This window comes from Kitasatospora purpeofusca (assembly GCF_034043715.1).
GTDB classification, from domain to species: Bacteria; Actinomycetota; Actinomycetes; order Streptomycetales; family Streptomycetaceae; genus Kitasatospora; species Kitasatospora purpeofusca_A.
Genome location: NZ_JAXCLC010000003.1, coordinates 99,405 through 126,115 on the forward strand (window position 1 = coordinate 99,405; position 26,711 = coordinate 126,115).

Genomic DNA, 26,711 nt, shown 5'->3' on the forward strand with positions numbered 1-26,711 from the left:
GCCCCGTGCCCGCCTCGCGCCCGCCTTGCGCCCGCTCCGCAGGGCCCGCGCGGGGCGGGCGCGGTGGTCGACCGGCGCACGGCCACCGGACGCGCCGTCCGTTCGCGCCGGGCAACGGGCAGACTGGCGGGGTGAGCGACGAAGTCTTGAATGGGACCGGCCCCGGGATGCGGTTCACCGCGGCCGACGAGGAGAAGAGACGCGGCGTCCGCCGGATGAAGACCATCGCGACCGGCCTACTGGCCTTCGCGACCCTGGTGTTCGTCCTGGCCACCTGGGCGAAGGCGGCCGGCGCCGGCGCCTGGGCCGGCTATCTGGCGGCCGCCGCCGAGGCCGGCATGGTCGGTGCGCTGGCCGACTGGTTCGCGGTGACCGCGCTGTTCCGGCGCCCCTTCGGCCTGCCCATCCCGCACACCGCGATCATCCCGACCAAGAAGGACTCCTTCGGCAGGTCGCTGGGCGACTTCGTCGGGGAGAACTTCCTCTCCGGCCAGGTGGTGCGCGAGCGGCTCGCCGCGCTCGGCATCGGCCGCCGGCTGGGCGAGTGGCTGGCCGCGCCCGGCAGCGCCGAACGGGTCACCAAGGAGGCCTCGGCGGCGCTGCGCGGCGTGCTGGCGGTGCTCCGCGACGACGACGTGCAGGCGGTCGTCGCCGAGGCGGTGACCCGGCGGGCCGCCGCCACCTCGGTCGCCGAGCCGGCCGGCCGGATGCTCGGCAAGGTGGTCGCGGACGGCGGCCACCACGGCGTGGTCGACCTGGTCGCCGTCCGGGCGCACGACTGGCTGGCCGAGAACCACGCCGAGGTGGTCCAGCGGGTCACCCAGAAGACCCCCGGCTGGACCCCGAAGTTCCTCGACCACCAGGTCGGCGAGCGGGTCTACAAGGAGCTGATGCGGTTCGTCACCGACATCAGGGACGACCAGGACCACCCGGCGCGCGGCGCGATCGACAACTTCCTCGCCGACTTCGCCACCGAGCTGCAGACCGACCCGGAGACCATCGCCCGGGTCGAGCGGGCCAAGGGCGAGCTGCTCGCCAGGCCCGAGGTGCAGGAACTCATCGCCTCCACCTGGGCGGCCGTCCGCTCGCTGGTGCTGAACGCCGCCGAGGACGAGGACAGCGAGCTGCGCCGGCGCATCCGCGAGGGCGTACGGACCTTTGGCGCGCGCCTGGCCACCGACCCCAAGCTCCAGGCCAAGGCGGACGGCTGGCTGCAGGACGCCGCCCAGTACCTGGTCGGCACCTACCGCGCCGAGATCACCTCGCTGATCTCCGAGACGGTGGCGGGCTGGGACGCCGACGACGCCTCGCGCAAGATCGAGGCCAACGTCGGCCGGGACCTCCAGTTCATCCGGATCAACGGCACGGTGGTCGGCGCGCTGGCCGGGCTGCTGATCCACTCGGTGGCGGTCGCGTTCGGCGGCTGAGACAGCGGAGGTGTCTCCAACCGAAGCTTGAGACACCTCCGGTACGAGGGCTCTGACCTGCGGAATTGTCCCAGGCGGCGGCCGGGGACCCGGTGGGACGGCCGAAAACGGTCCGGCGGCCCCGGCGGCGTGCGCCACAGTGGTCCCAGAGGGTTCCGCGGCACGGTGATCGACCGGGCCGCGGATCCGCCCGCAGCACCATGACGCGGTGGCGGGCGGGGCGGCGGGGACAGCGGGCGGCACGGGGGTGTGCCCGCCGTCCCCACCGCGCCGCCCGCCTCTATCCTTGCCAGCACCACCTCGTACGCGCGTAGAAGCAGGCGCGGCGCGGCGGCTCGTCGAGGCAGAGGAAGAAAGGGCACCACCGTGGTCCAGCCGGACGGAAGTCGGATCGGAACCCCCAGCAGCAACCCCGCGGAGTCCGCGGACCGCTCCATCGAGGCGTTCATCGCCGCGATGCCGAAGGCGGAACTGCACGTCCACCACGTCGGATCGGCCTCGCCCCGGGTGGTCGCCGAACTGGCCGCCCGGCACGAGGGCCGGACCAAGGTGCCCCTCGATCCGGCGGCCCTCGCCGAGTACTTCACCTTCACCGACTTCGCGCACTTCATCGAGGTCTACCTGAGCGTCGTGGACCTGGTCCGGGACGCCGAGGACGTCCGCGCCCTCACCTTCGGCGTGGCCGAGGACATGGCCCGGCAGAACATCCGCTACGCCGAACTGACCGTCACCCCGTACTCCTCGGTCAGCCGGGGCATCCCCGACGTCGCCTTCATGGAGGCCATCGAGGACGCCCGCCACCGCGCCGAGAAGGAACTCGGGGTGGTGCTCCGCTGGTGCTTCGACATCCCCGGCGAGGCCGGTCTCGCGGCCGCGGAGGAGACCGCCAGGCTCGCCGTCGACCTGGCGCCCGAGGGCCTGGTCAGCTTCGGCCTCGGCGGCCCGGAGATCGGCGTCCCGCGCCCGCAGTTCAAGCCCTACTTCGACCGGGCGCGGGCGGTCGGCCTGCGCAGCGTCCCGCACGCGGGGGAGACCACCGGGCCGGAGACGGTCTGGGACGCGCTGCGGGTGCTCGGCGCCGAGCGGATCGGCCACGGCACCCAGGCGGTGCGGGACCGGGCGCTGCTCGACCACCTGGGCGAGCACCGGATCCCGCTGGAGGTCTGCCCGACCTCCAACATCGCCACCCGGGCGGTGGAGCGGATCGAGGACCACCCGATCAAGCGGATGGTCGAGGCCGGTCTGCTGGTGACCGTCAACAGCGACGACCCGCCGATGTTCGGCACCGACCTCAACACCGAGTACGCGGTGGCGGCGCGACTGCTCGGCCTGGACGAGGCCGGGGTGGCCGGGCTGGCGAAGAACGCGGTGGAGGCGTCCTTCCTCGATGCCCCCGGCAAGGCCCGGCTGGCCGGCGAGATCGACGCCCACCTGACCCGGTGGCGCCAGGTCTGAGCGGCGGTCTCCCGCGGCTCACGGGCCCCGTCGGCGGCTGCCGGCGGGGCTCTCGGCGTTCCCGGGCCGGGCGCTTGCCGTTCCAGGAGGCTTTTCGGCGCCCCCGGCGGAGCGGCTCGCCGACAGTGGCGCCATTCACTCGTTCGAGTGGCGCCAAAAAGTGGCGCCATATCGCTCGACATGGCGCCATGCGTGTGCCATTCTTCTGGACATGGACCTCACGCCGTACGTCGACAATCTCCGGCACGAGCTCGCGGTGGCCGCGGGGGCGGGCGGGGACGAAGCGCGCGCTCTGGCCGAGCGGCTGACCCTGCCGCTGGAGTCGGCCGCCCGGCTCACGCTGCTGAACGCGCTCTCCGCCGCGATGGGGGAGGTGACCAGGGAGCTGGCCCCCGGATCGGTGGACGTCCGGCTCCGCGGGCTCGATCCGGAGTTCGTGGTCACCGTGCCGCCGGGTGCCGACTCGTTCCACGGACCGGCGCCGTTCCACGAGGCGGGCCCGGTCGGGCCGGGGCCGGCGGCGTCGCCGATGGCGCCACCGGTGGCACCGTCCGGTGCGGCCGGGGAGGGCGAGGACGGCGCCACCGCCCGGATCAACTTCCGGCTGCCCGGACACCTCAAGGCCCGGGTCGAGGAGGCCGCCGGACAGGAGGGCCTCTCGGTCAACGCCTGGCTGGTCCGGGCCGTCGCCGCCGCACTGGAGCCGGCCGCACCGGCCAGGCCCGGGCCGAGGACCGGCCGCGGGGTCGGCCAGGGCTTCACGGGCTGGGTCCGCTAGCCCCGGCCCCGGCTCCCCTTTCGCTCATCCGTCAGTCCCCCTTTCACCTGCGGAAACGCAGCACAGAGCCACTAGGACGGAACAGCCATGCCTTCTTTCGACACCCCGGGCGCGGTCCGCGCCAACCTGCGGTTCGACATCGGCTCGGTCCGGATCACGGCCGCCAAGCGCACCGACACCCTGGTCGAGGTCCGCCCGACCAACCCCGCCGCCGCGCTGGACGTCCGGCTCGCCGAGCAGGCCACGGTGTCCTGCGCCGACGGCGCCCTGGTCGTCAAGGTCCCGAAGAAGCGCGGGATCTTCGGGAAGACGGGATCGGTCGACATCACCCTCGAGGTCCCGGTCGGATCCTCGGTGGACGCCGACGCGCCGATGGGCGACTTCCTGCTCGAGGGCGTGTTCGGCGACTGCCGGATCAAGACCTCGGTCGGCCGGATCCGGATCGACGAGGCGGCGGCCGTCGACCTGAGGAACGAACTCGGGGACGTCCGGCTGGGCCGGGCCGACGGGGACGCCGAGGTGGCGTCCTCGGGCCGGATAGAGATCGGCACCGTCGGCGGCGCGCTGAAGGTCAAGAACCTCAACGGCGAGACCGTCGTCGGGGAGGTCGGCGGCGAGCTGCGGGCCGAGGCGGCCAACGGCGCCGTCACCGTCGGCACCGCGCTGGCCGGGGTCGACCTCCGGTCCGCCAACGGCAGCCTGCGGATCGGCGAACTCGTCCGGGGCCGCGCCGCACTGGAGACCGCCATCGGCACCGTCGAGGTCGGTATCGCCGAGGGCACCGCCGCCTGGCTCGACGTGCACACCCAGGTCGGCTCGGTCCGGAACGCGCTGGACGCCTCGGACGCACCCGCCGGGAGCGGGGAGTCCGTCCAGCTCACGGCCCGCACCCAGCTCGGTGACATCGTGATCCGGCGCGCCTAAGGCGCCCCGGGCGGCGGGCGGCGGGCGGGGACAGCGGGCGACACGGGGGTGTGCCCGCCGTCCCCACCCCACCGCACCGCCCGCCTGTCCGGCGCCGCCCAGGACGCCCGGGCGGCGTCCATCAGACCGCCCGCGGCCGCCCGGACGGGGGGCGGCCGCGGGCTCCGGGAAGTAGGAGGCCTGGCGCCGGTCGGTGCCGGCAGTTGGTGGGGGTCAGCGCGGCAGGCGAAGCGCCAGGCCGTCGAGGATGACCTCCAGGCCGTATTCGAACTTCTGGTCGCGCAGGGCCGCGGGATTCACCACGGCCTCGGCCGCGGCGTCGGCGAAGGCGTCGGCGAGGAATTCGTGCCCGGCCACCGCCTCCGCCGCGGCGGGCATCAGACGGGCGATGAACTCGGCCTCGGTCTCGCCGCTCCTGGCCACCGTGGTGAGGAAGGCGGCCTCGGTGGTGCTCATCCCCAGGACGTAGGAGAGCACGGTGTCGATGGCCCGCGACGGCTCGGGGAAGCCGGCGGCCGAGAAGAGCGCGGCCATCCGCTCGGACACCCTCACCAGGTTGGGGCCCAGGTAGACCAGGCCCGCCTGGCCGATGACCGACCCCAGCCAGCGGTGGCGCAGCGTGGTGGCCCGGAAGGACTCGCAGGTCCGGGTGACATTGGAGCGCCAGTCGGCGGCACCCGGGTCCGGGACGGGGATCTCGCCGAACACCTCGTCCACCGCGAGCTCGATCAGCTCGTCCTTGGTGGCGACGTGCCGGTAGAGCGAGGTCGCGCCGGCGCTGAGCCGGGCGCCGAGCTTGCGCATGGAGAGCGCCTCGACCCCGTCGGCGTCGAGCATCGCGATCGCCTCGCGGACGATCGTGTCCCGGCTGAGCACGGGCTGTTCGGGCTCCCGCTGCGGCCGGGCCCACACGGACGGGATCGGGTTCGTCGCCTTGGCGGCCATCGGCTGGTCCTCCTTGGAATCGGTAGCGGAAAATCCCTGCGTACACCGTTCGCACCAGCGTACAGGAATCAGGGTTGCGCACACTGTTCCGCACTGCGTACAGTGTTCGCATCGACGGTACATCGTACGCCCCGGGCGTACTTCGGAGGGGAAAAGACATGGAAGGCCGTAACCCACGGCGCTGGTGGATCCTGCTCGTGCTGTGCCTCAGCACGCTCGTCCTGGTGGTCGACAGCATGGCGCTCACCGTGGCGGTGCCGTCGATGACCGAGGACCTCAAGGCCACCGCCCAGGACACGCAGTGGATCCTCGACTCGTACATCCTGGTCTTCGCCGGCCTGCTGCTGACCTCGGGGAGCCTCGGCGACCGGTTCGGCCGCCGCAAGGTGATGATCGCCGGTCTGCTGCTCTTCGGCGCGGCCTCCCTGGCGGCGACGCTCTGCAGCAACCCCGGTGAGGTCATCGCGAGCCGGGTGGCGATGGGCGTGGGCGGCGCGCTGATCATGCCCTCGACGCTGTCGATCCTCATCACCGTCTTCGACGAGGACGAACGGGGCAAGGCCATGGCGGCCTGGGGCTCGGTCTCGATGCTCGGCCTGGTCGGCAGCCCGGTGCTGGGCGGCGTGCTGATCGACCACTTCTCCTGGCACTCGATCTTCTTCATCAACGTGCCGGTGGTGGTCGTGGCGATCACGGCCGCGCTGCTCCTGATGCCCGAGTCCAAGGGGCCCTGGCAGAAGCCGGACCCGCTGGGCGCGGTCCTCTCGGCGGTCGGCATGACGGCGCTGATCTGGTGGATCATCGAGATCCCGAAGCACGGGGCGTTCGGCGGTGCCTCGCTGGTCTCCCTGCTGGTCGCGGTCGGGGCCCTCGGCGGCTTCGTGGTCTGGGAGAGCAGGGTCGCGGAGCCGATGGTGCCGCTGGCGCTCTTCAAGAAGCGCAACTTCAGCGGCGGTTCGCTCTCGCTGACCCTGGTGCAGATCGGCAACGGCGGCCTGCTGCTGGTCCTCACCCAGTACCTGCAGTTCGTGCTGGACTACTCGCCGGTCAAGGCGGGCACGGCCTTCGTGCCGATGGCGGTCGCCGCGCTGATCGGCAACGGCGCCGGTGCCGGGCTGAGCGCGAAGACCGGCCACCGGCCGCTGGTCCTGGTCGGCATGGGCCTGATGGCCGGCTCGTTCGTCCTGCTCAGCACGGTCGACGCGGACACCGGCTTCACCGTCCCGGCGGTGGCGCTGGGCCTGCTCGGCCTGGGCGCGGGCCTCGCGATGCCGGCCGCGGTCGGCGCGCTGATGAGCGAGATCCCGGCCGAGAAGGCCGGCGTCGGCTCCGCGCTCAACGACACCATCCAGCAGGCGGGCACCGCGCTCGGCATCGCGATCCTCGGATCCCTGCTGGCCAGCGGCTATGCCGACAGCATGCCGGCCGGCTCCTCCGAGCAGGCCAAGCAGTCGATCGTCGGCGCGCTGGCCGAGGCCAAGGGCGACCCCGCCGCGGTGCACGCCGCCCGGGAGGCGTTCACCTCCGCGATGTCGACCACCCTGATGGTGAGCGCGGCGGGCGTGCTGGCGGCGGCCCTGGTGGCGGCGCTGGTGCTGCGGAACCGGAAGCCGGGCGCTCCCGCCGAGGCTCCCGGGGCGGCCACGGAGGACATGGCCGAGCTGGCGGTCTGACGGACACGAGGGACGCGAAAGGCCGGCACCCCCGCACGGGGGGCCGGCCTTCGGCGTACCTCGGCACGCTCGGAGCACGGGTCAGCGCACGACGTCAGGACACGACGTCAGAGCACGACGTCAGAGCACGATGTAGTCGGTCTTGTCGTTCCAGCTGCCGCCGTAGGGGTAGCTGAGACCGGTGAGGTTGTAGCAGTTGCCGTTCCACAGGTAGACCGACGGGTCCGGCTGCAGGGTGCGGTCGTCGTAGAGCGTCAGGTCCCCGCCGTTGCGGAACACGCAGGCGGAGCTGGCCCGGTCGCGGAACGACCAGTCGGAGAGGTACTTGGTGCCGGGCTCCGACCAGCGCAGCAGCAGACCGGAGAAGTTGACGTCCTCCCAGAGGCAGGCCCAGCCGGACGGGCAGTCCGCGGTGGACTGCGCCACCTGGCCGCCGGTGGCGGGGGCCGAGGCGCCCGCGGCCTTGGCTGCCTTGACGGCGAGGGCCGCCGCCGGGTCGAGGGTGTTGAGCGCCTGGTCGGCCTCGGCGACGCTGTCGTGGCAGTACACCGCACCGCCCTTCACCTCGGTGCAGACGCTGGCGCCGGCCCAGCCGTTGGCCAGGTCGATCTTCTTGCCCCGGTAGGTGGCGATCACCGGCGCGGACGGCGTTGCCTTCGCCGGGCCGGCGGACTGCGGGGCGTCGGCGGACGGGGCCGTCGGAACGGACGGCGCGGGCGCCGCCAGGGCCGCCGGGGCCGCGAGCGCGAGCGCGCCGGCGGCAGCGGTGACGACGGCGAGCGTGCGGAAGGAACGCACGGGTCAACTTCTCCCTAGGTGAGTCGTGGCAGGACGGTGCTGCCACGACCCAACGCCGGATCGGCCGTTCGCACAATAGTTCCGACGAGGACCGGACAATGGCTGACCGAATTCGGTCATTGGCTTGATTCTGCGGTCCCGATGGCGACCCCCTCACCCGGAGCGCCCACGATGCCCTGCGCGACCAGCGCGACCGAGTTCACCTCGTCCCCGGCCCGCCCCCACGGACCGTCCTTCACGAGCACCGCGCGCTTGCCCAGCAGCCGCATCGTCCGCTGGTCGAAGATCCACTCGAACCGGGTGCCGTCGTGCACCCGGGCGACGGCCACCCCGTGGCGTCCGACCGCGTCGACCGCGTCGTCGACGGTCGTCACACCCGGGATCCGGCTCGCCGCCCGGTACAGGGCGGCGGAGACGGCGGGCGGCGCGACCGCGTTGCACAGCAGGTCGCCGATGGTGACGAAGGCCTCCTGGTCGGAACCGGTGGTCGAAGCGGATCCGGCGCCGTGGTTGTACCCGGCATCGGCGTAGACGAGCCTGCTCAGGGCCTCGGGGTCGCTCGGCAGACCGGCCAGCATCCGGTAGCTGGGCGCGTTCAGGGAGACCGGGTCCGGCGCGGGAAGCTGCTGGTCACCGCCGTTCCGGCGCTGGAGGCCGGGGCGGGCGCCGTTCACCGCCGTCCACCGCTCGGTGCTGGTCGTGGTGGTGCTGCGCTGCATCGAACCGTCGGCGGACTCCGCCAGTGCGGTGGTGTGGTCGACGGTCCTGATGTAGGTGTACTGGCTGTCCTGGGCGGAGGGCTGCGGCTGGGTGTACGCGACCCTGGCGATCCGGTCGAGGAGTTCCACGGAGGCGGCGGTGGCAGGCGGTGCGTTCTCCGTGGAGGAGGTGTCCGGGGCGAGGGTCATCGCCGTGATGGCCGCGGCGGTGGCGACGGCGGCCACCAGGACCACGCCGCGCCACCGGGTGGAGAGAGCGGACAACGGCCGGGGCCGGGCGAACTCGGTGAGCAGGAAGTCACGGCGGTCGGCCAGTTGGGAGAGCGAGGGTTCCAAGTGGGGCGGCGGGGGGAGCAGCCGGGCGAGTTCACGGCGTTCGCAGTGCTCGTCCCACTCGGTGTGGTCGGTGCGTGGGTTGGTCATGGCCGCCTTTCCTGGTGGTGGCCCACGGACTGATGACTGATGGCGAGACCGGCGGGCGCCGACGAGGCTGAGGGGACCCGTGGAGCAGGGGGGTCCTCGGCGTCGACGATCCGGCGGAGCTTGTCCCGGACCCGGGAGAGCCGGGAGCGGACGGTGCCGACGGGTATGCCCAGCGCCTCGGCGGCCTCCGCGTAGCCGAGACCCGACCAGACGACGAGCGTGAACACCTCACGCTCGGGACCGCCGAGCTGGTCGAGCGCGCGGACGGCGGCCGCGGCCGTACTGGCGTCGGTGATCCGGCCGACCACCTCGTCGGCGAAGTCGGGGATCGGGTCGCGGCGGGGGAGACGGGACATCGCGTCACGGTGCCGGCGCGCCGTCCGGGCGGTGTTGCGGAGCACATTGGTGGCGATGGCCAGCAGCCACGCCCGGGGGTGGAGCACCTCGTCACGGAGCTTCTTCCGGAGCCGCCAGGCCTCCAGGAAGGTCAGGGAGACGATGTCGTCCGCGAGGTCGCGGTCCCCGGTCGATCTGTACGCGTGCGCGAAGACCGTGCGAGCGTGCTGATCGTAGAGCTCGGCGAAGACCTGGCGCTCGCCGGCCTGCGTCTGCTTACTGGACAAGGAGGACTCCACGCAGATCTGGTGTCCGCAGGGCGGAGAGGGTTCCAGGGAATCTTGAGGAAATTGAGGAGGCCGGCGCCCCGGGGGGCCCGGGGTGCCGGCCGGGAGGCGACGGTTCAGACGTCGAACTCGCCGTTGCGGACCCCGGCGAGGAGGTCGCGCCACTCGGGGAGGGTCAGTCGGGCGGTGGAGGAGGGGAGGAGGCTGCTCCGGATGTGGACGGCGTCGGCGGTGACGGCTACCTCCGGGCAGTTGCTGGAGCCGGCGCAGCGGCTCGGCCTCTGCCACTGGATTTCTTCCACTGGTTCCTCACAGGTGCTCAGGATGCCCGCACCCCGGGACGGGGCACTGGCGACTCAGATGTCGAACTCCCCGTTGCGGATCCCGGAGAGGAGGTCGCGCCACTCCGTAGGGGTCAACTGGGTCACCTCGGTGGGCCGGAGGCTGCTTCGAACATAAACGGAGTCGCCGGTGATGGCCACCTCCGGGCAGTTGTTGCCGTCACCGCAGAGGCTCGGCCTCTGCCACAGGAGTTCTTCCATTGGTTCCTCACAGACCCTTCAGGAGGCCGGAGATGAAATCACACGACTCGGTCGGGCCGAGAGCGCGGTCTCGCATCGTACTGATGATATTTCGGTAGTTCTCGAGTTGCTTCACCTCGGTCAGAAACGTCGGCGGTCCTACGGAGTCCAACTCGCGGACCTCGCCGAGTCCGGTCGGGGTCTCCAGCTCGTCCAGGGCCTCACCCACCGCTGGGGCGCCGAACCCCAGAAGCGGGGCAAGCTGGTCTGGTTCGAGCTCGACCAGGCCGCGTGACCGTGCTGGGGCTGCTGATCCTCATCATCGCCGCGGCCGTCGTCGGCGCCGTCTGCCGGCTCCGGTCGGACTTCCTTCACGACCGTCGCCACGAGGACGACCCCGGCATACCCGAGTAGCCCCGCGCGCCCGGCCTGACCGGCTGCCCGGTCGGCCAGGTCGGGGCGCACCTCATCGTCCCCGCAGCCAGGAGCCCCGTCCATCTGCCGATCGGCGGGGCGCATCTCCTCCTCCGAGCGCACCCGGACGACGGTGAACTGCGCTGCTACGGTCCCGCCATGACGAGGTCGACGAAGTACGCCGCCCCGGCGGTCGCGCTCGCGTTCCTGCTCGTGCCGCTCGGCCTGGTCGCCCTCCGGGCCGTCCTCGTCGAATCGGCGCCGCCCAGCCCGGTCGGCCGGTGGTCCGGGCTGGGGGCGGACGGAACGCGGCTGGAGCTGGTGGAGGGCGGACGCCCTGCTGGAGGTAACGGACGGGTCCCCTTCGACGCGCCCAGGCGGTGCAGCCTCACGCTGACCAGCAGCGTCACGGACGGCGAAGGGCATCAGCTCGCCGTGAGCCTGCGTACGGACCACCGCACCTGGTGGACCCTGGCCCAGCCCTGATCCGAGCTCAGGACTCGGCGAGGATCTCCCGAATCACATGCCGCGCGTTCTCCGCCATCGCCGCGTTGGTCTCCCGGTAGTACGGCAGCGCGTTCAGCGCCAGCGCCAGGGCCCGTCCCCGTCCGCGCCGCCAGGTGGCATCGTCGACGTCGAGCGCCGCGCGGTAGACCGCGCGGGCGTCGGCCGGCAGCAGGTTCCAGGCCGGCATCAGGTCGCAGGACGGATCGCCCGCGCCCGCGCAGCCGAAGTCGATCACCGCGGTCAGCCGTCCGCCGCCGTCCACCAGCAGATTGCCCGGCATCAGGTCGGAGTGCAGCCACACCGTCCGCCCGTCCCAGGCCGGCGCGCCCAGCGCGTCCTCCCAGACGGCGGTCACGGCCGCGCAGTCGACGCCCTCCTCGGGCAGCGCCCGCAGTTCCCCGATCGCCGTCCTGGTCTCCTCGTCGAGCAGCCCGATCGGCCCGCCCCGGTAGGCGGGCGGGGCGTCCGGCAGGGTGAGCGACCGGATCGCGGTCACGAAGCCGGCGAGGTCCTCGGCCAGCCGCACCGGCTCGCGCAGCGCTCCCGGCCGGGGATGGGCGCCCTCCTGCCAGCGGTACACCGACCACGACCACGGGTACCCCTCGGCGGGCCCGCCCGCGCCGAGCACCTCCGGGACGGCGACGGGCAGGAGCGGCGCCAGCCTCGGCAGCCACTCCCGCTCCATCGCCGCGTCGGGCGCCCCCCAGTCCACCAGCGGCAGCCGGACCACCATCTCCTCGCCCAGCCGGTACATGGCGTTGACGGTGCCGCCGGAGGGGAACCTCGTCACCGGCAGCCCGGCCCACTGCGGGAACCGGTCGGCGACCAGGCGCCGGACGAGGTCCTCGTCGATCGGGTGCTGGCCGGGGTGCAGATCCACGGTGTCGCTGTTCATGGGGCACTATCCGACCGTCGTGCCGCCCGGTGGGGCAAGTGTTTTTCGACTACCGGCCGCCGCGCCTCAGCGGCCGGCGCCCCGCAGGGCCGACAGGGCGTCCGCCGCCGCACCCGCCGGTGTCGTGCCACAGAGCGTCTTCACCGCGAGGGTGACGACCGCCGCGTTCAGCCCGGACTGGTCGGTGCCCTCGTACGGGTTGTACGACAGCGCCACCTGCCGCTTCCCGTCCGCCGTGCCGAACATCAGCGTCCCCCAGCCGGGCAGGCCCCCGTCGTGGCCCCACAGCGGCCCGCAGCCGAGGTCCGCCTCGGCCACGCCGAGCCCGTAGGCGCTGTGGCCCGACCCGGTCGGCACCGTCGTGGTGAGCGCGGCCTGCTCGGCCGGGCGCAGCAGCTTGCCGCCGAACAGGGCGGCGTGGAAGCGGTCGAGGTCGGTGGTGGTGGAGATGCCGTTGCCGGCCGCGCCGCCGACGGTCGGATTGAGCCTGGTGATGTCCGCCGGCCCCTCCGGCAGCTTGGCGTAGGCGTGGGCGTGCGGGCCGCGCAGTCCGGTCTCCGAGCCGGGGAACACGGTGTCGTCCAGGTGCAGCGGCCGGACGATCCGCCGCGTCACCTCGCTCTGCCAGCTGTGGCCGGTGAGCTTGTCGATTAGCAGGCCGGCCAGGATGTAGTTGGTGTTCGAGTACTTCCAGCCCTGGCCCGGGGCGAAGTACGGCGGGTGCGCGACACCGATCGCGACCAGCTGCTCCGGCCGGTAGTCCTGCCAGCGGCGGTCCCCGAGCGCGTAGTCGCGCAGGCCCGCATCGTCCTGGTAGAAGAACCGCGGGTCCTCGAGGTAGTCGTACAGGCCGCTGGTGTGGTTGAGCAGCTGGCGGACGCTGATCGCGCCGCCGTTGGGGACGACGCCCGGCAGGTGGCGCTCGACCGGGTCGTCCAGTCGCAGCCGGCCCTCCCCGACCAGCTGCAGCACGACCGTCGACACGAACGCCTTGGTGACACTGCCGATCCGGAACCGGCCGTCCGGCCTGGCCGGCTGCCCGGTGGCCAGGTCGGACGTGCCCGCCGCGTCGCGCCAGATCCGTCGGCCGTCCTCCCGGACCTCGGCGAACGCGGCCGTCGAGGAGCCGTCCGCGACGAACGCCCGCAGCTCCGCCCGCGCGTCGACCCCGCCCCGGCGGGCCTCGGCCCCGGCCGGGGCGGGCGCCGCCACCGCGGCCGGGGCGAGCGCGCCGACGGCGGCACCCGCCAGTGCGACGGCGGCCAGCCTCCTGCCCAGTCGACCGCGCCCGCTCAACCTGTCCACCAGGTAAGAATTTTGACTGAACGTCATGACAAGCCCCTCCGGCCCGGACCTCGGGCCCTCCACGTCCAGGCTGGCAGCTGCCCCGGCCGACCCGCGTCATCCTGCGGACCGGCCCCGGCCACCCCCGGCCGTCCGACGGGGGTAGCGGGTGCCCCGGTCGAACGGCGGGGGTCGGGCGGCGGCCGATCGGCATCACCGGGCTTGACAGCGGACGGCCCCGGTGCGCGTCAACGCGGCTTCCCAGGTGGCGAGTTCGTCCCTGCGGCGCGCTACCGCGCGGCGGGCCTACCGCAGCCGCGAGGAGGACAGGATCGAGGCCAGGTGCGCCACCACCATGCCCCAGGTGATCACCGCGATACCGGCCACCACCGCCCGGGTCGGCCCGATGCCGCCGACCGCCGCGTCCGCCACCGCCGCCCCCAGCAGTACCAGCGAGGCCTCGATGCCGTTGGTCACCCGGTGGATCTTGAACACCGACGCCAGCCGGCGCGCGGTCGCGATGCCCTGCGAACGCGGCTGGGTCGACTCCTCGTCCGCCGGAGCCAGCCCGCTGCGCGCCCGCGCCACGTCCACCAGGTCGGTCGACGCCTTCAGCAGCACCACACCGAGCGCCGCCGCCAGGCCCACCGACACCCACAGCTCCGACCCGCCCCGGGCCGCCCGGACACCCGCGCCGACCATCAGCGCCGCGTCCGCCAGATACGCGCCGAGCCGGTCCACGTACACCCCGGCCGTGCTGAACCGCCGCTTCCAGCGGGCCACCTCGCCGTCGACGCAGTCGAACAGCAGGAAGCCCTGGAACAGCAGCGCCGCCAGCACCGCGCCCACCGGCCCGGGGACCAGCAGCGCCGCCCCCGCCCCGACCCCGCAGACCACCATCAGCCAGGTCAGGGTGTTCGGCGACACCGAGGTCCGCACCAGCTGCCGGGTGACCCGCAACGACACGGCGCGCATGTAGAGCCGGCCCGCCCAGTGCTCACCGTTGCGGCTCGCCAGCTTCGCCCGCGGCTGACAGACCTCCCGCAACTCGGCCAACGCCGGCGCAGCGACCGCCATGACGCCACCCTCCCCTTCACCCGAGCCCACCTGCGTGATCGTCCGGCCGACCGGCCCGAACGATCACACAGGCTAGGCGAGGCCGGGCGGTCCGGCCGACCCGGCCTCAGACCAGCGCCAGACCCACGGGCTCCGGTGCGCCGTCCCGGTGCAGCCAGGCCCGCTCGGCCGCCGTCCAGGTGCTGGTCGTCAGCAGATAGACCGCGGCCGCCAGCGGGACGAGGGCCGCGAACAGCACGGTGCCGAAGGACAGGTACGGCAGGAACGCGAGCCCGGGCTGCGCCGGTGTGCCCTGGGCCGACTTCGCCGACTGGGCCGGCTGGGCCGCCTGCTTGGCCTGGGCCCGGCGGGCCTTTCGGAAGTTGACGTACCCCAGCGCCGCCAGCCCCGCGTACAGCACCGCGAACACCGCCCACTCGCCCGCACCGTGCGCCGACCCCACGTGCAACCCCAGCGGGGCACCGAACAGGGTGTGGCCGAGCAGGTCGTTCGGGGTCGTGAACAGCCGGTACATCACCGAGAAGAACGGGATCTGCACCAGCATCGGCAGGCAGCCCGCGAACGGCGAGGCCCTCTCCTCCCGGTACAGCTCGGCGAGCGAGGCCTGGAGCTTCTCCGGGCGGCCCTTGTGCTTGCGGTTCAACTCGGCGATCCGCGGCGCCAGCCGGGCCCGCGCCTTCTCGCCGCGCGCCGCCGCCCGAGCCAGCGGGTGCAGCGCCAGCCGGACGCAGACGGTGAACAGGACGATCGCGAGCGCGGTCGGGACGAGCTGCGCGAGCGCGGCGACGACATCGTGGGCCAGGCCGACGGCCGGGTCGAGGATTGCGAAAACGGACATGGTGGAGCGAGCCCTCCGGGGGTCTCGGGGTACGAGTGATCGACGGAGGACGGCCGCGACGGGCCGGTGGTGAAGGAATCCCCGGTGCTACGCGGCCGCCGGGACCGCTCCCGGAGCCCTCGGGCGCTGTCGGCCCCGGGCATCCGGATCACGCTGCGGGAGGAAGGCCGTCCGGAACGCGCGCCTGCGCAGCACCCCGGCCCGCACACTCGCCGGCGCCCGCGCCCCCAGCAGCCGCGCGACGACCAGCGCCCCCGCGACCGCCCCGGTCACCAGCACCACGGCAGCGGCGGCCGCCACCGACGTCAGCGACCCGCCGCCCTCGGCGAGCCACTCCCCACTCAGCACCCGGAGCAGCCCGAGCAGCATCGCGACCACAGCCACGTCCCTGCCTCCTCTGCGCTCCGGACCAGTACTGCCAACGATGATGCCAGACGGGGCCGCCGACCGGACCGGCGGTCTCAGGGGGTGCGCACAGCACTCACCCAGATCTGGCTGGTCCCGTCGGGCCGAGGGGCGAGGCATACCGAGGTCGAGGTCACGTGTCCGGGTGGACGTGACTCGAAGAGGCCACAGGTCATCGAGGGCTCGGTACGAGGATCGGGCGCCCCGATGTGGACGAGACCGTCATCGGTGCCCGGGTCGAGAGGTTTACCCGCGTGCCACTCGGCCACGGCGAGGCCGTCCCTGAACGTGCCGGTCTGCTCACCCGGCAGCCGGAACGACTGGACGCCGAGGTCGTACTGGAATCCGTTCTGGTGCCCCCACCGCACATCGACCGCCAGGGCGGGTACCGGCACCCGTGTCAGATCGGCGACCTGCTCCGCCGTCGCCGACATCCACGAACCCGGCCGTCCGCTGTCGTCGGCCGGCTTCCGGTCCGCCTCGTACGCCCAGTACAGGAGGGCCACCGGCAGCAGCACGGCACCGGTGAGCAGCGCGATCACCAGCCGTCGTCGACGAGTGAGCTGTCGGTCGGGCTGCCCCTTCATCGGTCCTCCCGGCCCGGATCGCTCCGTGTGCCGTCCCGGGTGCCGCTCGGCCAGCCGGGCACTGCGGGCAGGTCCGCCGAGGTCTCGGGCAGGGCGACGGTCCTCGGGGTGCTCCGTCCGATCAGGTCGTACTCCCTGGCCAGGCCGGTCTGGTGGAGTGCGGCCATATCGCTGTCCTTGATGTTGGTACCCGCGATCGGCGTGCTCTTACCGGGGTCCCAGTTGTACCGGTCCCAGATGTGGACCTGGTAATGGATCGAGACCTGTGGCTTTCCGTCCGGTCCGGGCCGGGCGGTGACCACGCCGGAGGTGGCGAAGGCGTGGCTGCCGATGGCCAGGTACCAGTTCCGGGTGTCCGCGGTTCGTTGTTGGGCGGCCTCGATCGGGACCGCCACCGGAGCACCGCCGGACTGCGCGAAGGCATCCAGGGCCGTCTGCCGCCACGCGGCCCGGTTGGTGGCGATCTGCCCCTCCACCAGGCCGCTGAGCTTCTGATCGTCACCGAGCATGCGGTCCACGTCCACGGTCAGTGGTTCTCCGCTCGCGGCCAGGAAGTGTTCCATGTGACGCGCGGCGTCGGTGTACCCGACGAACGTTCCTCCGCCCACGAGCAGTGCCTGTGCCGCCACTCCGATCGCATAGTCCCCCGGCCCGGGCGGTCGCTGGGCGAAGTCCCCCGCGCCCGCGTCCGGGGCGTGCCACTCGTAGTCGACCGGACCCAGCACGCCCGCCGCGACCAGCCGTTCCCCGTCCGCCGCCAGCAGCCCCGCACGGACGCTCGGGTCCAGCGCGCCCCACCAGAGCCGTAGGGCCTTCGGGTCGGTCGGCATCCCCGCGGCCCGGACGAGGTCGCCACGGGCCTCCGCCACCGCCCCGGCACGGGTCGCCGGGTCGACCTCGGCGGGGTCGAGGGTGCGGAGCGAGGCCGCCGCCGTCGCGTCGGCCTCGGTGGCGGCCGTGACGGCCTTCCGCATCGCCTCGACGTGCTGCTGCAGCTCCTCCCACTGCCGCCGCCGGTAGGCGATCGCGTCCGGGTCGTTGCGGTCCTCGGGCGGCAGTGGGGGCAGGGTGACGGTGCCGTCGGCGGTGACGGTGGCGCCGAGGGCCTCGGCGTCGCCGATGGCGCGCAGCAGGTCCTGCCGGGCCCGGGTGAACGCGGACGCGGCCCGGCGCAGGGCGGCGGTGACGGCGAGGGCCTCGTAGTGGAAGGCGGTCAGTTCGTCGGCGAGCAGGCCGAGCTCCCGGGTGGCCTCGTCGGCCGCGACGCCGCTCCAGGCGCGGGCACCGGCGGCGGCGAAGGGGCTCGGCGCGGCCCCGGTGAGCGGCTGGAGGACGTCCGAGCGCACCTGGCCGGCGATCTGTTCGGCGTGCCCGGCGAGGCCGTTCCAGGTGTCCCCGGTCCGGTCGAGTGTGGGGAGGGCGGCGTGCCGGAGCTGGGCGAAGGTCACCACGGCTCAGGGCGCCCGGTACGCGGAGGCGGCGGCGGTGTCGGCCGACCGGTAGGCCGTGGCGGTGGCCTCCAGCCGGTCGGCGGCGAGGCCGAGGCGGTGGTCGAGGCCGGTCCAGCGGGTCTTCCACCAGCTGAGGACCTGGGTGAGCGCGGCGCCCGTGGCGAAGCCGTCGGTGGTGAGGGCGAGGGCGGTGGCGGCGGTGTCCGGTTCGGCGTGGCCGACGGCCTGCCGCAGCTCGCCCTGGAGGCGCCGGGAGGCCGTGGCGGCGAGCCGGAGTGCGGTCGGTTCGACGTGGACGGGTGCGCCGGCCGAGGGGCCGTTCGCCCAGGGGCCCGGTCCGGTGGCGGGGCGCGGGATGCCGGGCGGCGGCCCGTCCTGGCCGTGGAGCCACGGATTCTGCTGTGCTTCGGTGGTCGTGTCGGCCACGGTCGGAGCCCCCCAGCGTGATCGGTCGATGTCGTACGGTAACGCGGCGGAGGGCCCGGGGTGGTGGATTTTCCGGCGGATCGGTACGCGAGGCGTAGCCGTCGGTGCTACACGGGGCTACTTTGAAAGCATGAAGACGATTACCCAGCGGGAGTTCCGGAACAACTCCGCCGCGGTGATGGACGCGGTGGAGGCGGGCGAGGTCTTCCACATCACCAGGAACGGGGTCGAGGTCGCCGAGCTGCGGCCGGTGGCGGGGCGCCGACGGCTCACGGCCGAGGAACTGGTGGCACGGCACGTGAAGCTGCCGCGGGTGGACTACCAGCAGATGCGCAAGGAGTCCGAGGAGTACTTCGGGCCGGAGGAACTGGTCGGGGACGAGGACGGCGACCCGTTCGAGCGGCCGCGTGGCTGAGCGGCGGCGGGCGTCCCGGCGGCGGCCCGCCGGGGTGCTGGACACGTGTGTCTACATCGACCTGGCGCTGCTGAGCCCGGCCGACCTGCCGGCGGTGCCGGAGCTGACCGCGATCACCTTCGCGGAGCTGCAGCAGGGCGTGTCGATGGCCCGTGACCCGGTCGGCCGGGCGGCCCGGCTGGAGGTGCTGGGCGCGGCGATGGCGGACTTCGATCCGCTGCCCTTCGACAGGGCCGCCGCCGCCCGCTACGGGACCCTGGTGACGCTGACGATCGCGGCCGGCCGGCAGCCGCGTCCGCGGCGGATCGATCTGATGATCGCCGCGATCGCTTCCGCGCACGGGCTGCCGCTGTACACGCGCAACATCTCGGACTTCAAGGGGCTGGGCTCGGCGGTCGAGGTCATCGGGGTCTGAGTACCCCCGCACCGCTCCCCGCTCCCCGCTCCCCGCTGCCCGCCTGCCGCCCGCACCCGCAGCAGGGGCGCGGGCGGCCGACGGGGCGGGGTCAGGCGGGCACGCCGTCGAGCCGGACGGAAGTGCCGGTGGCGGCCGAGGCGCGGGCGGCCTCCAGGACGCTCAGGGTGGCGACGGCGTCGCGCGGGTCGACCGGCGGCGGGGTACCGGGGTCGGCCAGGGCGGCGGCGACGCCCGCGTAGAAGGCGGGGTAGTCGCCGGGGTCGGTGGCCAGCGGCGTGGTGGACCCGTCGGTGCCGAGGGTGCCGTACTGGGCCGGGTCGTCGGCGCCCCACGGCATGGTGCCGTCGGGGCGCAGGCCGGTCCGCAGGGCCGCCTCCTGGGGGTCCATGCCGGGCTTGACGTATCCGGCGGTGTCGCCGAGGACCCGCAGCCGGGGGCCGACGAGCGGGGTGATCGCGCTGGTCCACAGGTGGGAGCGGGTGCCGTTGGCGTGGGTGAGGGCGAGGAACGCGTCGTCGTCGACCACCGCGCCGTCGCGCCGCACGTCGATCTCCGCGTACACCGTGTCGACCGGCCCGAAGAGGGTGAGCGCCTGGTCGACGAGGTGGCTGCCGAGGTCGTAGAGGGTGCCGCCGACCTCGGCCGGGTCGGCGAGTTCGCGCCAGCCGGGCTTGGGCTTGGGCCGGAACCGCTCGAAGCGGGACTCGAAGCGGTGCACCCGGCCGAGCGCGCCTTCGCGGACCAGGCGGGCGGCGGTGAGGAAGTCGCCGTCCCAGCGGCGGTTCTGGAAGACGGTGAGCAGGGTGCCGCTCGATTCGGCGAGCGCGCAGAGTTCGCGCGCCTCGGCGGCGGTGGCGGCGAGCGGCTTGTCGACCACGGTGGCCAGCCCGGCCCGCAGGGCGGCGCGGGCGAGCGGGGCGTGGGTGCGGTTGGGGGAGGCGATGACGACCAGGTCGAGCGCGTCGGGGTCGGCGAGCAACTGCTCGGGGGTGTCGACGGCGTGGGCGTCGGGGTGCTCGTGCCGCAGCTGGGCCCGGCGGTCGGGGTTGGCGGTGACCACCGCGGCGAGCCGGAGTCCGGGGGTGGTGGCGATCAGGGGCGCGTGGAAGGCGGAGCCGGCCAGGCCGTAGCCGATCAGACCTACGCGGAAGGGCGGGCGGGAGCCGGAAGCTCCGGGGGCGGCGGGGCGCGCGGAGGTGGTCATGTGCCTTACTCAATCACGGTGTGCCCGGTTGGCCCCGGCTTCGGCGACGGAGCCGGGGCATTCGGACCGGGGCCGGCGACGGAGCCGGGGCATTCGGACCGGCGCCGGCGGGGGAGCGGGCGACGCCGGGGGAGACCGGGCGACGTCGGCCGTCCCGGTGTTGCCGCCGTCCCGGTGTTGCCGCCGCCGCGGTGGGGGGCGCGGCGGCGGCAACACCGGGGTGGTGACCGCCGGGGCCGGTGCGGGGGACCAGGCGTGGCGCTCACGCTAACCGGGCCGGGCCGCGCCGCTGAGAGGTCATCGGTGCGGTTAGGGGCGGCTTAAGGAGTCCTTGAGGGGCGGCCGGACTCCTCCGGTCGGCCGCCGCCACGACGAAGGCCCTCCCGGGTGGGAGGGCCTTCGAGGTGCCTCGCGGCCGAGGGTTGGTGACCGCGCCTCAGATCAGGTCGACCAGGTCCGCGATCGAGTCGACCACCTGGGTCGGCCGGTACGGGAAGCGCTCCACCTCACTGGCCAGGGTGAGGCCCGTGAGGACCAGGAAGGTCGACATGCCGGCCTCCATGCCCGAGACGATGTCGGTGTCCATCCGGTCGCCGATCATCGCGCTCCGCTCGGAGTGGGCGCCGATGGCGTTCAGACCGGCGCGCATCATCAGGGGGTTGGGCTTCCCGACGAAGTAGGGCTCCACGCCGGTGGCCTTGGTGATGAGGGCGGCGACCGAGCCGGTGGCGGGGAGCGCGCCCTCGGCCGACGGGCCGGTCTCGTCCGGGTTGGTGGCGATGAACCGGGCGCCGGCGTTGATCAGGCGGACGGCCTTGGTCATGGCCTCGAACGAGTAGGTGCGGGTCTCGCCGAGGACGACGAAATCGGGGTCGGTGTCGGTGAGCACGTAGCCGACGTCGTGCATCGCGGTGGTCAGTCCGGCCTCGCCGATCACGTACGCGGTGCCGTTCGGGCGCTGGTCGGAGAGGAACTTCGCGGTGGCCAGCGCGGAGGTCCAGATGTGCTCGGCGGGGACGTCCAGGCCCATCCGGGAGAGCCGGGCGTGCAGGTCGCGCTGGGTGTAGATGGAGTTGTTGGTGAGCACCAGGAACGGCTTGCCGGACTCACGCAGCCGCTTGATGAAGGCATCGGCGCCGGGGATCGGCACGCCCTCGTGGATGAGGACCCCGTCCATGTCGGTCAGCCAGGTGTCGATGGGCTTGCGGTCTGCCACGGTGGTGTCTCCTAGGTCTTGCGATGGTTCGAAAATCGCACCGGACCGGACACCAGCGGCCGGCCGGGCGCCAATGGCTGCCCCAACGACGATCAGCCTAGTCGCCCCGGGCCGCTGGCCGTAGGGGCTGCCGACCGGTGGACGGGGGCGGTGGACGGGGGGCGGACGGGGAAAACGGGGCCGTGCCCGGGCGGGTCCCGGGCCGTACGAGCCCCGTGATCGCGGGCCGGCACGGGCTGGTCTAGCCTCGGCACTGCTGTTGCGGGCCCGGCCCCGGTCGTCGTACCGGGCGGGCCCGTTCGCTGTGTGCGCCGAGGAGGGGCGGATGAGCACAACGGGGGAGCTTCCGGTGGGTGCCGAGGAATCGGCGGTCCGGACGGGGGAGCGGTCGGAGGGGAGACAACTGGAGGGGAGACGGCCGGAGGGGAAGCAGTCGGAGGGGAGACGGTCGGGTGAGGGGCCGGGCGGCGGCCCGGGCGGGGAGCTGCCGGAGAAGCGGGTCACCTGGGCGGAGCTGTACTTCGACCTGATCTTCGTCTTCGCGATCACCCAGGTCTCCGGCCTGCTGCACCACCGCCACGACCTGCTCGGGATCGCGCAGGCGCTGGTGGTGTTCGTCCCGGTCTACTGGTGCTGGGTCGGCACCACCGTGCAGGCCAACATCCGCGACGTGGACACCGCGCGCGACCGGCTGGGCATCCTGGCCGTCGGGTTCACCGGCCTGGTCATGGCACTGGCCGTGCCCGGCGCGTACGGGAACCGGGGCGTGCTGCTCGGCGCCGGGTACTGGGCGGCCCGGGTGGTGCTGCTGCTCCTGCTGGTGCGCGTCCCGGGGGTCTGGCGCGGGCCGTACGGGGTGGGCGTGCTGGTCAGCGGGCCGTTGCTGGTGGCGGGCGGGCTGCTGCCGGAGGGGCCGAGGGTCGGGCTCTGGGCGCTGGCGGCGCTCTGCGACCTGTCCGGCCCGGTGGTGTTCCGCCGCAAGCTGGCCGCCGTCGCCTACCACCCGTCGCACATGCCGGAGCGGTTCGCCCTGTTCCTGCTGGTGGCACTCGGCGAGTCGATCGTCGGGATCGGCGCGAGCGCGGCGGCGGTCCGCCTCGACGCGGCCGAACTCGTGGCGGTCACGGCCGCGTTCACCATCTCGGCCGGGCTCTGGTGGCAGTACTTCGTCTTCGCGGCCGATGCCATGCGGCACGCCGTCACCGTCGCCGACTCGCGCCGGGACATGGTCCGCAGGGTCTTCCAGTACGGGCACCTGGCGCTGGCGGCCGCGGTGATCTCGGTGGCGGTGGGCTTCGGCGAGACGGTGGCCGATCCCCGCCGGGCGTTGGGCGCGGCCTCGGTGGGGCTGCTGTACGGGGGGTGCGGACTGTATCTGCTGACCTTCGGCTACACGCGCTGGATGATGTTCCGGTCGGTCGCCACCACCCGGATCGTGGCGGCGGCGGTGGTACTGGCGCTCGCGCCCGCGATGGTGCGGTGGCCGGCGCTCGCCGCACTGGTGACGCTCGCGGTGGTGCTGGTGGTGCTGAACGTGGTCGAGCACCGGCGCGTGGCCGCGGCGGCGGTCCCGGAACCAGCCCCGGAACCAGCCGCGCAAGCGGCCCGGGAGCCCTCCGGCGAAGCGGTCGCGGACCCGGTTGTCGGTGGGCCTGTGTAGCGTTCGGGGTGAAAGAGGGCGTACGGCGCGAGGGGCGCGATATGCCCGAAGGTCGGGGCGGTGTCGCGGTGAGCGGCCGTCCGGTGGGAGGTAGATGTCGTCGTGACGGACACGGTCGAGGCGAACGTGGGCGGGGCGGAATCGGGAGCCGGTCTGGAGCTGCCGGAGTCCTGGCGGGAGGTGCTGGGCGCCGAGGCGGAAAAGCCGTACTTCGCCGAGCTGGCGGCCTTCGTGGCGGCCGAGCGCGCGGAGCACCAGGTGTTCCCGCCGAGCGGGCAGGAGTTCTCCGCACTGGAGGCCACGCCGTACGAGAAGGTCCGGGTGCTCGTGCTCGGCCAGGACCCGTACCACGACGACGGCCAGGCCCACGGGATGAGCTTCTCGGTGCTGCCCGGCACCAGGACGCCGCCCTCGCTGCGCAACATCTTCAAGGAGCTGGACGCCGACCTCGGCGTTCCGGCGCCGGACAACGGCTACCTGATGCACTGGGCCGAGCAGGGCGTGCTGTTGCTCAACGCGGTGCTCACGGTCCGTGCGCACGAGGCCAATTCGCACAAGGCCAAGGGCTGGGAGAAGTTCACCGACGCGGTGATCAAGGCGGTGAGCGCGCGCGAGGAGCCGGTGGTCTTCGTGCTCTGGGGCAACTACGCCAAGAAGAAGCTTCCGCTGATCGACACCGGGAAGCACGTGGTGGTCCAGGGCGCGCACCCGTCGCCGCTGTCCGCCAAGCTGTTCTTCGGCAGCCGCCCGTTCTCGCAGATCAACACGGCGCTGGAGGGCTTCGGGGTCGACCCGGTCGACTGGCGGATCCCGGACCTCAAGCAGGTCTGAGCCGAGCCGGGGCGTCCCCGGCCGAGCCGTCCGGCCGGGCCTGTCCCTGACGGCCCGTCTCCTCGCCGCGGGCCGCCCGCCGTTCACCTTCCGGTGGACGGCGGGCGGTGCCCGGTGTGCGAAGCTGGGGCCGGACCGGGTCGCCGGGCCGGATCTGGGAGGGGCGGTACGTGCGCCGAGTTGGGCGAGGGGCCGGCCTCCGGCCGGCCGTGGGAGCGGCGTTGCTGGGGCTCGTGGCCGGGCTCGCGGGCTGCGCCGGAGGGAGTCCGACGGGAGCGGTCGCACCGGCCACCACATCTGCGGCGGTCGCGCCCGGGGCGGTTCCGGGGGGAGCGACCGCGCCCGGGGGGCCGACGCCGGGCGCCCTGCCGCAGCTCCCCGGCCAGACCTTCTACGTCTCCGACCGGACCGCCGCCGCCCAGCAGGTGACCGCGCTGCGCGGCCAGGGCCGGACGGCGGAGGCGGACATCCTGCTGCGGATCGCCGCCCGGCCCTCCTCGCAGTGGCTGACCGACCAGGCCGCCCGGGGCACCGCCGAGCAGGTGAGCCGGCGCGCCGCCGAGGCCGACCGGACGCCGGTCTTCGTCGCGTACAACATCCCGCACCGGGACTGCGGTCTCTACTCGGCCGGCGGCGCCACCGACGCGGCCGCGTACCGGTCCTGGGCCACCGGGCTCGCGGAGGCGCTCGGCGACCGCCGCGCCTGGGTGGTGCTGGAGCCCGACGCGGTCGCGCACACCCTGGACGCCTGCGGGGTCAAGGGCGATGCCGCCGCCGAGCGCTACGGCCTGCTGGCCTTCGCCGTCCAGGAGTTGAAGAAGCGTCCGCAGGTGCGGGTCTACCTGGACGCGGGCAACCCCGGCTGGGTGCAGGACCAGGCCGCACTGGCCGACGCCCTGCGCAAGTCCGGGATCGCGGCGGCCGACGGCTTCGCGCTGAACGTCTCCAACTTCTACTCCACCGACCGCGGCACCGCGTACGGGGCCCAGCTGTCCGCCCGGCTGGACGGCAAGCACTTCGTCGTCGACACCAGCCGCAACGGCAACGGCCCGCTGGGCGCGGAGGCGTGGTGCAACCCGCCCGGCCGCGCGCTCGGCACGCCGCCCACGACGGAGACCGGGCAGCCCGGGGTCGACGCCTTCCTCTGGATCAAGAACCCGGGCGAGTCGGACGGCGAGTGCGGCCGGGGCGAGCCCCGGGCGGGCGAGTTCTGGCTCCCGTACGCGCTGGGCCTGGCGACGGCCGCCGCCACCGGCCAGGTGGACCCGGCCAGTTCCTAGCCGGCCGCACCGAGGAAGGACTCCCAGCCGCCGGCCGGCGCCTGCCCCACGTTGAGGGTGCGCAGCTTGCGGAGGGTGGACTGGTCCTGCACCTCCAGCCACTCGACGAGCTGCTTGAACGAGACCAGCCGGACCTCGGGCTTGCCCGCGACGGTCTTGAGGGTCTCCTCGACGGCGTCCATGTAGATGCCGCCGTTCCACTGCTCGAAGTGGTTGCCGATGAAGAACGGCGCGCGGTTGCCGTTGTAGGCGCGGTCGAAGCCCGCCAGGTAGGAGTCCCTGGCCTGGGTGCGCCAGTCGTTGAACTTGGCCGGGTCCCCGTTGGTGACCTTCGACTGGTTGGCCAGGATGTTGTAGTCCATGGAGAGCACCTGGAAGGTGTGCCCGGGGAACGGGATGCTCTGCAGCGGGAGGTCCCAGACCTTCCCGTCCTGCACCTTCTGGGGCCAGATCTGCTGGCCGCCCGAGGAACTGGCGTCGTACTTCCAGCCGAGGGCCGCGGCCGTCGGCAGCAGGGCCTTCTGCCCCTCCAGGCAGGGGGTGCGGCCGCCGATCAGCTCCTTCTTGTAGTCGAAGGGCAGCGGGTCGACGTCGGTGAAGCCGGTGTTGGTCCGCCACTGGGTCACGAAGCCGACGGCCTGGTCGATCTCGCTCTGCCAGTCCTCGGGGGTCCACTTGTTGACGCCGTTGCCGTCCGGCCGGGTCGAACAGAAGTGGCCGTTGAAGTGGGTGCCTATCTCGTGGCCGGCCAGCCAGGCCTGGCTGACGAGCTTGATGGTGTTCTTGACCGCGCCGTCCGACAGGTAGGGGATGTCGGACGCGCCGACCGAGTGCTTCGGCGGGTGGTACAGCTCGGACCTGCCCTTCGGCAGGGCGTATATACCGGAGAGGAAGAAGGTCATCGAGGCCTTGTGCTCCTCGGCGAGCTTGAGGAAGCGGGGGAACTGGCCGTCCTCGGTCGCTCCGGCGCCGTCCCAGGAGAACACCACGAACTGCGGCGGGCGCTCGCCGGGCTTGAGCTTCTCCGGCTTGGGCTGGTTCGGCTGGGGGCCGGTGTCGGAGGTCGAGCCGTCGCCGATCGGCTTGCCCTTGGCCGGGGTGCCGCTCGGGGTGGCGCTGGTTCCGGTGCTCGCCCCGCCGGTGGTGGGGGCGGGGGCGGCGCCCGAGCTGGAACCGGAGGCGGAGGCGGCGGCCGGTCCCGAGCCGCTCCCGGAGCAGGCCGTCACCGCTCCGAGGGCCGCGGTCGCGGCGGTGGCTGTGAGCACGGTCCTGCGCGAGATGCTGCCCATCGTCTCCCCTGGGGTCGTCCGGACCGGGTACGGCCGTGGCCGTTCCCGAATCAGTCAATTCAGACAATTGAGTGATTATCCGTTGTTAGGATTGCATGCGGACGCACGGGTCACCAAGGAACCGGGGGCCGCCGACCGTGAACACGCTCGGCACACCTGTACGGGATGCGAAGAAATGTCTTCTGTTGCCGTCCTGTGACGCTTCGCCCGATTCGAGGGGCGTGCCGT

The 26,711-nt window shown here is 73.3% G+C and carries 30 protein-coding genes; 13 read left to right on the top strand and 17 right to left on the bottom strand.

Annotated features, from left to right (window positions below; all coding sequences use genetic code 11):
- Window positions 1-167: 167 nt before the first annotated feature.
- The 4 genes from SM793_RS02585 to SM793_RS02600 all read left to right on the top strand — a co-directional run bounded on the left by SM793_RS02585 (window position 168) and on the right by SM793_RS02600 (window position 4,584).
- Window positions 168-1,427 carry a DUF445 domain-containing protein gene (locus SM793_RS02585; protein ID WP_320436403.1) on the top strand — a complete coding sequence of 420 codons (1,260 nt, stop codon included), beginning with the start codon at window positions 168-170 and terminating at the stop codon, window positions 1,425-1,427.
- A 456-nt stretch (window positions 1,428-1,883) separates the two neighbouring features.
- A complete protein-coding gene (locus SM793_RS02590; RefSeq protein ID WP_413815861.1) occupies window positions 1,884-2,882 on the top strand; it encodes an adenosine deaminase in 999 nt (332 codons plus the stop codon).
- Between the two features lie 211 nt (window positions 2,883-3,093).
- The gene (locus tag SM793_RS02595) at window positions 3,094-3,660 is read left to right on the top strand and encodes a toxin-antitoxin system HicB family antitoxin (protein WP_320436316.1); all 567 of its coding nucleotides are present in this window, start codon (window positions 3,094-3,096) and stop codon (window positions 3,658-3,660) included.
- Window positions 3,661-3,747: 87 nt separating this feature from the next.
- Window positions 3,748-4,584: a hypothetical protein gene (locus tag SM793_RS02600; protein ID WP_320436317.1), complete on the top strand. Its 837-nt coding sequence runs from the start codon at window positions 3,748-3,750 to the stop codon at window positions 4,582-4,584.
- 213 nt (window positions 4,585-4,797) lie between these two features.
- On the opposite strand, the gene SM793_RS02605 is transcribed toward SM793_RS02600, so the two are convergent.
- Window positions 4,798-5,529, bottom strand: a complete 732-nt coding sequence (locus SM793_RS02605; RefSeq protein ID WP_320436318.1) for a TetR/AcrR family transcriptional regulator — start codon at window positions 5,527-5,529, stop codon at window positions 4,798-4,800.
- A 158-nt stretch (window positions 5,530-5,687) separates the two neighbouring features.
- On the opposite strand from SM793_RS02605, the gene SM793_RS02610 reads away from it, so the two are divergent.
- Window positions 5,688-7,202, top strand: a complete 1,515-nt coding sequence (locus SM793_RS02610) for an MFS transporter (protein WP_320436319.1) — start codon at window positions 5,688-5,690, stop codon at window positions 7,200-7,202.
- Window positions 7,203-7,322: 120 nt separating this feature from the next.
- Here SM793_RS02610 and SM793_RS02615 read toward each other — a convergent pair whose 3' ends face one another.
- From SM793_RS02615 to SM793_RS02635, 5 genes are all read right to left on the bottom strand, one after another.
- Window positions 7,323-8,000: a peptidase inhibitor family I36 protein gene (locus SM793_RS02615; RefSeq protein WP_320436320.1), complete on the bottom strand. Its 678-nt coding sequence runs from the start codon at window positions 7,998-8,000 to the stop codon at window positions 7,323-7,325.
- Window positions 8,001-8,116: 116 nt separating this feature from the next.
- Window positions 8,117-9,142: a CU044_5270 family protein gene (locus SM793_RS02620; RefSeq protein WP_320436321.1), complete on the bottom strand. Its 1,026-nt coding sequence runs from the start codon at window positions 9,140-9,142 to the stop codon at window positions 8,117-8,119.
- A complete protein-coding gene (locus SM793_RS02625) occupies window positions 9,139-9,765 on the bottom strand; it encodes an RNA polymerase sigma factor (protein ID WP_320436322.1) in 627 nt (208 codons plus the stop codon). Before SM793_RS02625 ends, SM793_RS02620 begins: the two co-directional genes overlap by 4 nt.
- Window positions 9,766-9,881: 116 nt before the next feature.
- Entirely contained in the window at window positions 9,882-10,067 is a 186-nt protein-coding gene (locus tag SM793_RS02630; protein WP_320436323.1) for a DUF397 domain-containing protein, read from the bottom strand.
- 54 nt (window positions 10,068-10,121) lie between these two features.
- Complete coding sequence (locus SM793_RS02635; RefSeq protein WP_320436324.1) at window positions 10,122-10,307, bottom strand: DUF397 domain-containing protein; 186 nt, start codon at window positions 10,305-10,307, stop codon at window positions 10,122-10,124.
- Between the two features lie 106 nt (window positions 10,308-10,413).
- Between SM793_RS02635 and SM793_RS02640 the strand changes: the two genes are divergently transcribed.
- The 3 genes from SM793_RS02640 to SM793_RS02650 all read left to right on the top strand — a co-directional run bounded on the left by SM793_RS02640 (window position 10,414) and on the right by SM793_RS02650 (window position 11,186).
- Window positions 10,414-10,581, top strand: a complete 168-nt coding sequence (locus tag SM793_RS02640; protein WP_320436325.1) for an ATP-binding protein — start codon at window positions 10,414-10,416, stop codon at window positions 10,579-10,581.
- On the top strand, window positions 10,578-10,700 hold the full coding sequence (locus SM793_RS02645; RefSeq protein WP_320436326.1) for a hypothetical protein: 123 nt from the start codon (window positions 10,578-10,580) through the stop codon (window positions 10,698-10,700). The genes SM793_RS02640 and SM793_RS02645 overlap by 4 nt, the downstream gene beginning before the upstream one ends.
- Window positions 10,701-10,859: 159 nt before the next feature.
- Window positions 10,860-11,186 (top strand): hypothetical protein, encoded by a 327-nt coding sequence (locus SM793_RS02650; RefSeq protein ID WP_320436327.1) that lies wholly within the window; start codon window positions 10,860-10,862, stop codon window positions 11,184-11,186.
- Window positions 11,187-11,193: 7 nt separating this feature from the next.
- Here SM793_RS02650 and SM793_RS02655 read toward each other — a convergent pair whose 3' ends face one another.
- The 8 genes from SM793_RS02655 to SM793_RS02690 form a co-directional block, all read right to left on the bottom strand.
- Window positions 11,194-12,102, bottom strand: a complete 909-nt coding sequence (locus SM793_RS02655) for an aminoglycoside phosphotransferase family protein (protein ID WP_320436328.1) — start codon at window positions 12,100-12,102, stop codon at window positions 11,194-11,196.
- Between the two features lie 66 nt (window positions 12,103-12,168).
- Window positions 12,169-13,434 (bottom strand): serine hydrolase domain-containing protein, encoded by a 1,266-nt coding sequence (locus SM793_RS02660; RefSeq protein WP_320436329.1) that lies wholly within the window; start codon window positions 13,432-13,434, stop codon window positions 12,169-12,171.
- Window positions 13,435-13,692: 258 nt separating this feature from the next.
- Window positions 13,693-14,463 carry a CDP-alcohol phosphatidyltransferase family protein gene (locus SM793_RS02665; RefSeq protein ID WP_320436330.1) on the bottom strand — a complete coding sequence of 257 codons (771 nt, stop codon included), beginning with the start codon at window positions 14,461-14,463 and terminating at the stop codon, window positions 13,693-13,695.
- 106 nt (window positions 14,464-14,569) lie between these two features.
- A complete protein-coding gene (locus SM793_RS02670; protein ID WP_320436331.1) occupies window positions 14,570-15,301 on the bottom strand; it encodes a YidC/Oxa1 family membrane protein insertase in 732 nt (243 codons plus the stop codon).
- 87 nt (window positions 15,302-15,388) lie between these two features.
- On the bottom strand, window positions 15,389-15,685 hold the full coding sequence (locus tag SM793_RS02675) for a DUF6412 domain-containing protein (RefSeq protein WP_320436332.1): 297 nt from the start codon (window positions 15,683-15,685) through the stop codon (window positions 15,389-15,391).
- A gap of 77 nt (window positions 15,686-15,762) precedes the next feature.
- A complete protein-coding gene (locus SM793_RS02680) occupies window positions 15,763-16,293 on the bottom strand; it encodes a hypothetical protein (protein WP_320436333.1) in 531 nt (176 codons plus the stop codon).
- On the bottom strand, window positions 16,290-17,741 hold the full coding sequence (locus tag SM793_RS02685; protein WP_320436334.1) for a hypothetical protein: 1,452 nt from the start codon (window positions 17,739-17,741) through the stop codon (window positions 16,290-16,292). Before SM793_RS02685 ends, SM793_RS02680 begins: the two co-directional genes overlap by 4 nt.
- A gap of 6 nt (window positions 17,742-17,747) precedes the next feature.
- Window positions 17,748-18,170: a hypothetical protein gene (locus SM793_RS02690; RefSeq protein ID WP_320436335.1), complete on the bottom strand. Its 423-nt coding sequence runs from the start codon at window positions 18,168-18,170 to the stop codon at window positions 17,748-17,750.
- 130 nt (window positions 18,171-18,300) lie between these two features.
- On the opposite strand from SM793_RS02690, the gene SM793_RS02695 reads away from it, so the two are divergent.
- Together SM793_RS02695 and SM793_RS02700 are read left to right on the top strand one after the other, a co-directional pair.
- Window positions 18,301-18,585: a type II toxin-antitoxin system prevent-host-death family antitoxin gene (locus SM793_RS02695; RefSeq protein WP_320436336.1), complete on the top strand. Its 285-nt coding sequence runs from the start codon at window positions 18,301-18,303 to the stop codon at window positions 18,583-18,585.
- A complete protein-coding gene (locus SM793_RS02700) occupies window positions 18,578-19,000 on the top strand; it encodes a type II toxin-antitoxin system VapC family toxin (RefSeq protein ID WP_320436337.1) in 423 nt (140 codons plus the stop codon). Before SM793_RS02695 ends, SM793_RS02700 begins: the two co-directional genes overlap by 8 nt.
- A 91-nt stretch (window positions 19,001-19,091) precedes the next feature.
- Here the strand turns inward: SM793_RS02700 and SM793_RS02705 are convergent, their stop codons facing one another.
- Window positions 19,092-20,207, bottom strand: coding sequence for a Gfo/Idh/MocA family oxidoreductase (locus SM793_RS02705; protein WP_320436338.1), 1,116 nt, complete (start codon window positions 20,205-20,207; stop codon window positions 19,092-19,094).
- Between the two features lie 436 nt (window positions 20,208-20,643).
- Entirely contained in the window at window positions 20,644-21,423 is a 780-nt protein-coding gene (locus SM793_RS02710) for an HAD-IIA family hydrolase (protein ID WP_320436339.1), read from the bottom strand.
- Between the two features lie 325 nt (window positions 21,424-21,748).
- Between SM793_RS02710 and SM793_RS02715 the strand changes: the two genes are divergently transcribed.
- The 3 genes from SM793_RS02715 to SM793_RS02725 all read left to right on the top strand — a co-directional run bounded on the left by SM793_RS02715 (window position 21,749) and on the right by SM793_RS02725 (window position 25,194).
- Complete coding sequence (locus SM793_RS02715; RefSeq protein ID WP_320436340.1) at window positions 21,749-23,083, top strand: low temperature requirement protein A; 1,335 nt, start codon at window positions 21,749-21,751, stop codon at window positions 23,081-23,083.
- Between the two features lie 102 nt (window positions 23,084-23,185).
- A complete protein-coding gene (locus SM793_RS02720; protein ID WP_320436341.1) occupies window positions 23,186-23,914 on the top strand; it encodes a uracil-DNA glycosylase in 729 nt (242 codons plus the stop codon).
- A gap of 221 nt (window positions 23,915-24,135) precedes the next feature.
- Window positions 24,136-25,194 carry a glycoside hydrolase family 6 protein gene (locus SM793_RS02725; protein WP_320436342.1) on the top strand — a complete coding sequence of 353 codons (1,059 nt, stop codon included), beginning with the start codon at window positions 24,136-24,138 and terminating at the stop codon, window positions 25,192-25,194.
- On the opposite strand, the gene SM793_RS02730 is transcribed toward SM793_RS02725, so the two are convergent.
- Window positions 25,191-26,483 carry a hypothetical protein gene (locus SM793_RS02730; protein WP_320436343.1) on the bottom strand — a complete coding sequence of 431 codons (1,293 nt, stop codon included), beginning with the start codon at window positions 26,481-26,483 and terminating at the stop codon, window positions 25,191-25,193. The two genes, SM793_RS02725 and SM793_RS02730, sit on opposite strands and share 4 nt — an antisense overlap.
- Window positions 26,484-26,711 lie beyond the last annotated feature (228 nt).